The sequence below is a fragment of the Allosphingosinicella sp. genome (genome assembly GCF_036387215.1).
Lineage (GTDB): Bacteria > Pseudomonadota > Alphaproteobacteria > Sphingomonadales > Sphingomonadaceae > Allosphingosinicella.
Genome location: NZ_DASVUE010000102.1, coordinates 1 through 5,941 on the forward strand (window position 1 = coordinate 1; position 5,941 = coordinate 5,941).

7 protein-coding genes and 1 tRNA gene are annotated in these 5,941 nt (G+C 66.9%); 6 read left to right on the forward strand and 2 right to left on the reverse strand.

Features of this window, described 5'->3' with window-relative positions:
- Positions 1-264: DUF2339 domain-containing protein (locus tag VF662_RS04420; RefSeq protein ID WP_464138129.1), on the forward strand; the 264-nt coding region annotated here is incomplete at its 5' end.
- Here VF662_RS04420 and VF662_RS04425 read toward each other — a convergent pair.
- Positions 265-341: transfer RNA gene (locus VF662_RS04425), tRNA-Pro, on the reverse strand.
- 171 nt (positions 342-512) lie between these two features.
- On the opposite strand from VF662_RS04425, the gene yajC reads away from it, so the two are divergent.
- The 4 genes from yajC to VF662_RS04445 are packed head-to-tail and all read left to right on the forward strand — an operon-like array spanning position 513 to position 3,797.
- Entirely contained in the window at positions 513-848 is a 336-nt protein-coding gene (gene yajC / locus VF662_RS04430; RefSeq protein ID WP_464138130.1) for a preprotein translocase subunit YajC, read from the forward strand.
- A 4-nt stretch (positions 849-852) separates the two neighbouring features.
- Positions 853-2,445, forward strand: a complete 1,593-nt coding sequence (gene secD, locus VF662_RS04435) for a protein translocase subunit SecD (protein ID WP_464138132.1) — start codon at positions 853-855, stop codon at positions 2,443-2,445.
- A gap of 10 nt (positions 2,446-2,455) precedes the next feature.
- Positions 2,456-3,415: a protein translocase subunit SecF gene (secF, locus tag VF662_RS04440; protein ID WP_464138134.1), complete on the forward strand. Its 960-nt coding sequence runs from the start codon at positions 2,456-2,458 to the stop codon at positions 3,413-3,415.
- Positions 3,416-3,419: 4 nt separating this feature from the next.
- On the forward strand, positions 3,420-3,797 hold the full coding sequence (locus VF662_RS04445; protein ID WP_464138135.1) for an Mth938-like domain-containing protein: 378 nt from the start codon (positions 3,420-3,422) through the stop codon (positions 3,795-3,797).
- On the opposite strand, the gene VF662_RS04450 is transcribed toward VF662_RS04445, so the two are convergent.
- Complete coding sequence (locus VF662_RS04450; protein ID WP_464138137.1) at positions 3,781-4,965, reverse strand: glycosyltransferase; 1,185 nt, start codon at positions 4,963-4,965, stop codon at positions 3,781-3,783. The genes VF662_RS04445 and VF662_RS04450 overlap by 17 nt on opposite strands.
- A gap of 116 nt (positions 4,966-5,081) precedes the next feature.
- Between VF662_RS04450 and VF662_RS04455 the strand changes: the two genes are divergently transcribed.
- The gene (locus VF662_RS04455; RefSeq protein WP_464138140.1) at positions 5,082-5,903 is read left to right on the forward strand and encodes an outer membrane protein assembly factor BamD; all 822 of its coding nucleotides are present in this window, start codon (positions 5,082-5,084) and stop codon (positions 5,901-5,903) included.
- Positions 5,904-5,941 lie beyond the last annotated feature (38 nt).

The following is a 5,941-nucleotide window of genomic DNA, read 5'->3' on the forward strand; positions in this document are numbered from 1 at the left end:
CCGCTGATCGCGCTCGGGCTGCTGCTCATGGGCATGCGGATGCACGACAAGCCGCTCCGCTTCGCCGGCCTGCTTCTGCTGACGGGAACGATCCTGAAGGTGTTCCTGATCGACGCTTCGGCGCTCGAGGGCGTGCTCCGCATCCTCTCGTTCCTCGGGCTCGGGATCGCCCTCATCGGACTCGGCAAGCTTTACACCAGGGTGCTGAGCGCGGAGGGGAGCCGCTCCGGCGGCGCGCCGCCGCCCGCCGGTGCGGGCGGATGATGGTCGGGGCGACTGGATTCGAACCAGCGACCCCCACACCCCCAGTGTGATGCGCTACCAGGCTGCGCTACGCCCCGACCAGGCAGGCCGCCCAAAGGCGACCCGGCGAGCGGGCACTTAAGCGCCGGGGGCTTCGATGGCAAGCGCCGTCCGGCTCCTTAACTTGCGTGGTGAATGGCACCATGTTAGCAGCCCGCGCTTCGCGGCGAGGCCCGCAGCGGCCCGTCTCTCTTTTCAGGTAAGCAGCAATGTTCGCATCCCCCGCCTATGCATCAGCAGGCGCTTCGTCCGCAGGCGGCGGCGGAGCCTTCTTCCTGCAGATGCTCCCGCTCGTCCTCATCTTCGTCATCTTCTACTTCCTGCTGATCCGGCCGCAGCAGCGCCGAATGAAGCAGCATCAGGCGATGGTCGGCGCGGTGAAGAAGAACGACATTGCGGTGACCGCGGGCGGGGTGATCGGCAAGGTGACCCGCGTCGAGGAGACGGAAGTCGAGCTCGAAGTTGCTCCGAACGTGCGCGTCCGGGTGGTGAAGGGCACGCTCAGCGAAGTGCGCCCGCACGGCGCCAAGCCCGCGAACGACTGACGCCATGCTCGATTTTCCCCGCTGGAAGGTCCTTGGGGTCGTCCTCCTCTGCCTGGTCGGAGTCCTCTTCGCGATCCCGAGCCTCGTCCCTGCGTCCCAGGTCGCGAAGTGGCCTGGCATCTTCCCGAGCGCGCGCGTCAATCTCGGCCTCGATCTTGCCGGCGGCAGTCAGCTGCTGCTCGAAGCGGACACGCGCGACGTCGCCAAGCAGCGGCTCGAGCAGATGGAAGAGACGATCCGCGTCGGCATGCGCCGCGCCTCGCCAAAGATCGAGATCGGCGACATCTCGACCGCCGGCGGCAGGCTGTCCTTCATGGTCCGCGATCCATCGCAGCTGGACGCGGCGGTGGAATTCGCGCGTAACCAGACGCAGCCGGTGGGCCTCGGCCCGCGCGACTGGGACGTCCGGGTGGTCGATCAGAACCGGATCCTCATGGTCCCGACCCAGGCCGGGCTCGACGCCGCGCTCGACATGGCGATGGCGACCGCCCGCGAGGTGGTCTACAACCGCGTCGATCCCGAAGGCACGAAGGAAGTCACCGTCATCCGCCAGGGCGAGCGCCGGATCCTCGTCGAGGTGCCCGGGCTCCAGGATCCCGAGGGGCTGAAGAAGCTGCTCGGGAAGACGGCGCGGCTCGAATTCAAGCTCGTCGATCTCGCCGCCGATCCGGCGCAGGTCCAGCAGGGCCGCGCTCCGGCCGGAAGCCAGGTGCTGCCGATGAGCGAAGGCGGCGGCAAGATCGCGGTGCTCCGCCGCGCGATCGTCAGTGGCGACCAGCTGATCAACGCCCAGCAGGGCTTCGACAGCAACACCAACGCGCCGGTCGTCAACATCACCTTCAACAGCGCCGGCGGCCGCGCCTTTGCGCGCGTCACTCAGCAGAACGTGAACAAGCCGTTCGCGATCATCCTCGACAACGTCGTCCTCTCCGCGCCGAACATCAACGAGCCGATCCTCGGCGGATCGGCGCAGATCATGGGCAGCTTCACGGTGCAAAGCGCCAACGAGCTTGCGGTCCAGCTCCGCTCGGGCAAGCTTCCCGTCGAGCTGAAGGTGATCGAGGAGCGCACCGTGGGGCCGGAGCTCGGCGCCGATTCCATCCGGCTCGGCGCGATCGCGAGCATCGTCGCGACGGCGGCGGTGATCGCCTTCATGCTGATCACCTACGGCCGCTTCGGCGTCTATGCGACGATCGCGCTCATCCTCAACGCGCTTCTGATCCTCGGCATCATGGCGATCCTCAATACCACTCTGACCCTGCCGGGCATCGCCGGCTTCGTGCTGACGATCGGCGCGGCGGTGGACGCCAACGTGCTGATCAACGAGCGAATACGCGAGGAATTGAAGCGCGGCCGCAAGATCCTCGACGCGCTCGATACCGGCTATCGCGAGGCGAGCACCGCCATCTTCGACGCCAACATCACCAACGTGATCGCGGCCGGCATCATGTACTGGTTCGGCTCGGGCCCGATCCGCGGCTTCGCGGTGGTGCTCGGCATCGGGATCATCACTTCGGTATTCACCGCCGTCAACGTCACGCGCATGCTGGTTGCCCTCTGGGCGCGCAAGGCCCGGCCGCGCGAGCTCCACATCTAAGGAACAGACGATGCCTTTGCTGAAGCTCGTCCCCGACGACACCAATTTCGATTTCATGCGCTGGCGGAACGTCGCGCTGATCCTGTCGATCATCGCTACCGTCGCCTCGCTTGCGCTGGTGGCGGCGCGGGGCCTCAATCTCGGCGTGGATTTCGTGGGCGGCCAGATGATCCGCGCGACCTTCACCCAGAAGGCGCCGATCGAGGACATCCGCAACCGCATCGCCTCGCTCGAGCTCGGCGACGCATCGATCCAGGAGTTCGGCAACCAGAACACCCTCTCGATCCGGCTGCCGCTGCCGCCGGGCGACGAGGAAGCCGCCAACCAGGCCGGCTCCCGGGTACGCGGTGTGATCGAGCAGAAATATCCGGGCACCAAGTTCGCCGTGGATACCGTTTCGGGCAAGGTCTCGAACGAGCTCTACCGATCGGGCTCGCTTGCGATCGCGCTCGCGATGCTCGGGATCGCGATCTACATCTGGTTCCGTTTCGAATGGCAGTTCGGCGTGGGAGCGCTCGTGACGCTCTTCCACGACGTGTCGATGACGATGGGCTTCTTCTCGCTGACGCAGCTGGAATTCAACCTCAACGTCGTCGCTGCGATCCTCACCATCGTCGGCTATTCGCTCAACGACACGGTGGTGATCTACGACCGCATCCGCGAGAATCTCCGAAAATACCGCAAGATGGAGATCGTCCCGCTGCTCAACCTCTCATTGAACGAGACGCTGTCGCGGACGATCGTCACCAGCCTTTCCATCATGCTCGCTCTTCTGGCGCTGCTGCTGATCGGGCCGGAAGTGATTTTCGGCCTGACGATCGCGATCCTGCTCGGCATCTTCATCGGCACCTATTCGTCGATCTACATCTCGTCGCCGATCCTCGTCTGGCTGAAGGTGAATTCGGAAAGCTTCGTCCCGAAGAATACGGGCGGGGCCGAGCGGGTGAAGAGCCAGAACGAGAGCTTCTGATCCGGTGCCGCGCTGGGAGCAGGACAATCGGGCGCAGGGGCCCATCGTCCAGGGCTTCACCGAGCGCGGCTTCTCGGTCGACGGCGGCATCTACGAGGCGCTTCTGCTGACGCCCGAGCGAGCGGACGGATGGTCACCGCCGCCGGTCGGTTCGCTCGAGCTGGAGCATCTGGAGCCCTTGCTGGCGCTCCAGCCGCAGCCCGAATTTCTGATCATCGGCACCGGCCCTTCCATGGCCTTTCCGCCGCGCGCGCTCGTTCGGGCGCTGGAAGAGCGGGGGATCGGGGTCGAAGCGATGGACAGCCGCGCCGCCGCCCGCACCTGGGGCATGCTGCGCGGAGAGGGCCGCTGGATCGCCGCCGCCCTTATGCCGCTCGCTTGAGCCTTCCCGCCGCGACCGCGGAGAGGTGCTCGAACAGGCTGCGGCAATTGGTCTCGCAGCTGAAGCGCTCGGACGCCGCACGCACCTTCGCCTGATCGGGCGGATCGGCCAGGATCGCCCTGATCGCCGCGGCCATCGAGTCCGGATCGGCGGGCACGATCGCCCCCGCTTCAGGGCGGTCGATCACCTCGCGGGCCCCGCCGACATCCGGCGTCACCACCGGAGTGCCCGAAGCAAGCGCCTCCACCCAGACGTTGGCGAGGCCTTCCGAGCGCGACGGCAGCAGCATCACGTCCGCGGCCGCCATCACCTTTGCCACTTCGTCATGGGCGAGCCCGCCGACCAGCCGGACCCGATGGCCGAGCCATTTGCGCCGCACCATCGCCTCGAGCCGCGGCCGGTCGGGCCCTTGCCCCGCGAGGATCAAGGTCGCCTCGGGGATCCGCTCCGCCGTCTCGATCGCCACCTTCTGCCCCTTCCCCGGGATCAGTGCCCCGACGGTGACGATCAGCGGCCCCGCCACGCCGAGCTCCGCCTTCGCCTGCGCCCGGTCCACCGGCCGGAAGCGGTCGTGGTCGACGCCGGTATAATGGGTCCTGATCTTCTCCGCCGGCATTCCGAAGCCGGCCATCACCCGCCCCAGCGCCGCGCTCACCGCCAGCATTCCGCCCGCCGCCCTGGAGGCTTCGAGTATCTGCTCCGCAACGCCCGGCCTGTGCATCCAATATTGAACGTCGCTGCCCCGCGCCGTCACCGAGAAGGGCACGCCCAACTGGCGGCCGAGCAGCATCGCCGCCGGACCGTCCGGCCAGAAGAATTCCGCATCGATCACGTCGAACGGGAAGCGCTCCCGGATTCCCCGAAGCACCGGCAGCAGGCTCTCCGCCATCGCCTCCGCGGTCCGGCGCGCTCCGACGATCGGGATGATCGGAAAGCGCGGCCGGTGCACCGTCAGCCCCTTCCACTCTTCCACGAGCGGCAGCCGCGCCCGTGCGCGGTAGCGGCGGTGGTAAGAAAGCGGGCCGGGGGGAAGTCCGATCGGAGCGACCACCTCGACCTCCACACCGCTAAGCGCCGCGAGGCCGACCGCCTGACGCTCGACGAAGATCCCGAACGTCGGCTGAGCACTGTTCGGGAACAGGCTGGAAAGGGTTAGGACGCGGAGCATCCCCACCCCCTTAGCAAAGGAGCTTTATCAGCTCATTAAACCGCGGTTCAGGCGCGCTCGCCATGCTCGCCCATCTCCTGCTTGGCCTTGGCCCAAGCCTCAGCTAAGAAGCCCGCATGCGTCATTTTTCCCGCCCGCTCGCTGCCCTGATCCTTGCTGCCATGGCCCTTCCGATGGCCGGCTGCGCCGGCCTCGGCCTCGGCGGCAAGAAGACCAGCGCCGACACCCAATATGTCGCGCGCGACGTCAACACGCTCTACAACAGCGCCAAGGACCGGCTCGACCGCCGCGACTACAAGACGGCCGCAGCCCTGTTCGACGAGGTCGAGCGCCAGCATCCCTATTCGATCTGGGCCCGCCGGGCGCAGCTGATGAGCGCGTTCAGCTATTATGCGGCGAAGGATCACGAGAAATCGATCGAAAGCGCCCGCCGCTTCCTTGCCATCCACCCGGGCAACAAGGATGCGCCCTACGCGCTCTATCTGATCGGCGTGAACTATTACGAGCAGATCACGGACGTCACCCGCGACCAGTCCACTACTCGGAGCGCGCTCGACTCCCTCGGCGAGCTGATCCGCCGCTATCCCGAGACCCGCTTCGCCGCCGACGCGCGGATCAAGACCGATCTCGTCCGCGATCACCTCGCCGGCAAGGAAATGGAGATCGGCCGCTTCTACCAGCGCCGGGGCCAGTGGCTCGCCTCCGTCTCCCGCTTCCGCTCGGTGGTCGATGAATATGAGACCACGACTCATGCGCCCGAGGCGCTGATGCGGCTCACCGAATCCTATCTGGCGCTCGGCGTCACCGAGGAAGCCCGCAAGGCGGCGGCCGTGCTCGGCGCCAATTATCCCGGCAGCAAATGGTATGAGCGCGCCTATTCGCTGATGCAGAAGCACGGCGGCACAGCAACGGCGGCGGCGGCCACCGCCGCGTCCTGATCGTCCGGGGGGCTCGTGCTGACCGCCCTCTCGATCCG

What these genes read in the sequence shown, in the direction of transcription:
- secD (WP_464138132.1), top strand. Translation starts at nt 853, where the DNA reads ATGCTCGATTTTCCCCGCTGGAAGGTCCTTGGGGTCGTCCTCCTCTGC.
- VF662_RS04450 (WP_464138137.1), bottom strand. Translation starts at nt 4,965, where the DNA reads ATGCTCCGCGTCCTAACCCTTTCCAGCCTGTTCCCGAACAGTGCTCAG.
- VF662_RS04455 (WP_464138140.1), top strand. Translation starts at nt 5,082, where the DNA reads ATGCGTCATTTTTCCCGCCCGCTCGCTGCCCTGATCCTTGCTGCCATG.
- yajC (WP_464138130.1), top strand. Translation starts at nt 513, where the DNA reads ATGTTCGCATCCCCCGCCTATGCATCAGCAGGCGCTTCGTCCGCAGGC.
- secF (WP_464138134.1), top strand. Translation starts at nt 2,456, where the DNA reads ATGCCTTTGCTGAAGCTCGTCCCCGACGACACCAATTTCGATTTCATG.